General features: G+C 73.5%; 3 protein-coding genes. 1 reads left to right on the top strand and 2 read right to left on the bottom strand.

The genetic code is table 11. The features are described 5' to 3' along the window. Both VMF70_03615 and VMF70_03610 read right to left on the bottom strand, forming a co-directional pair. A partial coding sequence (locus VMF70_03615) for an ABC transporter permease (protein HTT67093.1) occupies positions 1-2,399 on the bottom strand: 2,399 nt, incomplete at its 3' end. After that, the gene (locus VMF70_03610) at positions 2,396-2,725 is read right to left on the bottom strand and encodes a PadR family transcriptional regulator (GenBank protein HTT67092.1); all 330 of its coding nucleotides are present in this window, start codon (positions 2,723-2,725) and stop codon (positions 2,396-2,398) included. The genes VMF70_03610 and VMF70_03615, both read right to left, overlap by 4 nt. A 185-nt stretch (positions 2,726-2,910) precedes the next feature. Between VMF70_03610 and VMF70_03605 the strand changes: the two genes are divergently transcribed. After that, positions 2,911-3,158, top strand: a 248-nt coding sequence (locus tag VMF70_03605) for a hypothetical protein (protein HTT67091.1), incomplete at its 3' end; no start/stop codon positions are given.

The raw sequence follows: 3,158 nt of genomic DNA, 5'->3' as shown, positions 1-3,158 counted from the left end.
GCCGAGACCAACAAGGCCAGCACGCCGAAGACGGTGAACATCGTGGCACCCAGGTCCCACTGGCGCATCCTGGTCCCGAGGAGGTCGGACATCGGCCGCGTCGTGACGTAGGCGTCGCCCGGCATCTCGCGCTGCAGCGCGACGCGCACGGGCTCGGCGTAGCGGTCGGCGGGCCCGCGCGTCCGCACGAACAGGCCCCCGCCTTCCGGATGCCACTGCGTGGTCGGCACGTAGTACGTCAGCTCGGGCTCGCCGCCGAACTGGCTCTGGACGATGTCCTCGGCGATCCCCACGACCGTGCGGCAGGGTGCCGTATCCGCGCTGATCTTCACGCAGCGGCCGATGGGATCGGCGCCCTTCCAGAGCGCGGTCGCCATGGCCCGGCTCAGGACGCTGACCAGCGGGCTGGTGGCCTGATCCGCCTCGGTGAAGCCGCGGCCGCGCACCAGGCGCGTGCCCATCGCCTGGAAGTACTCCGGCGAGGCGGGCTGCAGCAGCATCTGGCCGCCGCCGACGTGGTTCGTGTAGGCCGTGTCGAGGCCCGGCACCACCACGTTCCACCACCAGCCCCCTTGCATCGGGACGCTGCCGGCCCGGGTGCTGGCCTCGACGCCGGGCACCCGCAGCGCCGCGGCGGCGAGCCGGTCCCTGAGCTGCGACGCCGGCGCCGTATCCAGCTTCACACTGCGCATCACGGGATTCACCCACAGCAGCCGGTCGGCGTCGTAGCCGAGCCGGACGCCGCGCACCTTGTCGAAGCTCCTCACGAACAGGCCCGCGCCCACCAGCAGGACGACCGACAGGGCGCCCTGCACGATCAGGAGCGCGGTCCGCGTCCGCGAGCGGTGGAACGTCCCCTCGCGGACGCCGGCCTTGAGCGCGGGCGCGACGTCGCTCCGCACGGCCTGCCACGCCGGCGCCAGCCCAGCCAGCAGCCCCGCCGCCAGCGCCGCGGCAGCTCCGAAACCCAGGACGCGCGGATCGGCCAGCGTGCTGGTCCAATCCACGTCCGGGATCAGCGTGCCGCGCAGCAGGCCGCCGCCCCACTGGGCGATCGCCAGGCCCGCCGCGCCCCCGAGCAGGGCCAGCAGCACGCTCTCGGTCAGCAACTGGACCATCAGCCTCGTGCGGCTGATGCCGAGGGCCAGCCGCACGGCGATCTCGCGGCGCCGGCCGAAGGCGCGCGCGAGAAGGAGGTTGCCCACGTTGGCGCAGGCGATGATCAGCACGATCGCCGCGACGCCGACGAGCCAGAGGGCGACCTTCGCCTCGCTCGACTCGCCCGGACCGGCGTCCCTCAGCACGCTGGCCGCCACCGCGCGCGGCCGGAACTCGCCGATCGGCGGGAGGCCCGGCTGCTCCACGCGTTGCTGCGCGTAGCTGCGCTGGAAGTCCAGCGTGAGCGCGGCATCCGCGGCGGCCACGCCGACGCCGGCCCGCCGCCGCACGACGATCTCGGGCCACGAGAACCCGTACAGGCCCAGGATCTCGGCTTGGCCGATCGCCTCGAACAGCGCGGCGGTGATCGGCAGGACGGCCACCACGTTGCCCATCGAGGTGCCCATGAAGCCCGCGGGCGCCACGCCGACGATCGTGTAGTCGCGCTGCCCGACGCGCAGCGTCTTGCCGACGGCGTCGGCGCGGCCGGCGTAGGCGGAGCGCCAGTAGTCGTAGCCCAGCACCGCGACGGGCGTGCCGGTCGGCTCCCGGTTCTCCTCCGACGTGAAGAACCGCCCCACGACCGGACGCATCGCGAACAGGCGCCAGTAGCTCGCGGTGACGCCGAGGACGTGCCGCTCCTGCGCGTCCGTCCCGACCCCGACCGCCACCGACGGGTCCACGAACGACGCGATGACGTCGAAGTGCGTCGTGTCGGACGCGAGATCGTGGTAGCGCCGGTACGAGGTGTTCGTGCCGGCGAAGTCCCTGCCCTCGGACGTGCGCCGCACGAACCAGACGCGGTGGACCCGGCCGGCGTCCGCCAGGTACGCCGGCGGCTTGAGCAGCAGCCGGTCCACGATCCCGAACATCGTGGCGTTCGCGCCGATCCCGAGGCCCAGCGTGAGCACGACCGCCGCGGTGAACCCGGGCTTCATCCTGAGCCCTCGCACCGCGTAGCGCAGATCCTGACGGAACGCGCCCCACCAGTCCGCGCGCCGCTCGGACGCCACGCGTCCACGGTCCGTAGCCACCAGCAGGGCTCTCGTCGCGCGCACGTCGCCGAAGCGCCGCTCGGCCTCACGTCGCGCGTCCGCCTCCGGAAGGCCGCGCGCCACCAGCTCCCGCGCGGCGAGGTCCAGGTGGAAACGCAGCTCCTCGTCCACCTCGCGCTCGACGTCGGCGGCGCGCCCCAAGCGGAACACGCGCCTCAGGCCAGGCCAGCGAATGGACGGGCTCATGCGGTCTGGAGCACCTTGAACATCGCGGTGGCGTAGCGCGAGAACGCGGCCGCCTGCGCCTTCAGCTCGCGGCGGCCCGCGCCCGTCAGCTGGTAGAACTTCGCGCGGCGATTGTTGTCGGAGAGGCCCCACTCGGCGGCGATCCACCCCCGCCGCTCCATCCGGTGCAGCGACGTGTAGAGCGCGCCCTCCTCGACCAGGAGGTCCTCCTCCGTGGTGTCCCGCACCCAGCGGGCGACCGCGTAGCCGTGCATCGGCCCCCACGTCAGCGCCTTGAGGACCATCAGGTCCAGCGTGCCCTGCATCAGCTCGAGCTCGGCGGCCACGACTCACCCCTGAACGGTTGATGGGAGCATAGCGCCCCCGCGCCGCGGGCGCCAGCCCCCTCAGCCGTTGAGGGGTGGCGGCGGCGGTGCGGCATGGCGACGGCGGCACCCACAGGTGCGCGGCACGCGACGTGCGACGAGATTTCGGCGGGTCGCCACGACCCTCCGGGAGGCCGGCCGCGCACGTGCTGAGGATCCTGACCCGCCTGTTCCACGACGACGCCGCGTACGCGCGCGGGCGCACGGTCGCGCTCTACGCCGTGCTGGCCGCGGCGAACGCCGGCGCCTGGCTCTGGGCGGTGGCCGCGTTCCGCGCCTATCCCCTGCTCCTCGGGACCGCGCTGCTGGCCTACAGCCTCGGGCTCCGCCACGCGATCGACGCGGACCACATCGCGGCCATCGACAACGTCACGCGCAAGCTGATGCAGGAGGG

Source organism: Gemmatimonadales bacterium, assembly GCA_035502185.1.
Classification (GTDB): domain Bacteria; phylum Gemmatimonadota; class Gemmatimonadetes; order Gemmatimonadales; family JACORV01; genus Fen-1245.
The sequence above is the reverse complement of the archived record's forward strand: the minus strand, read 5'-3'. Positions and strand labels throughout refer to the sequence as shown.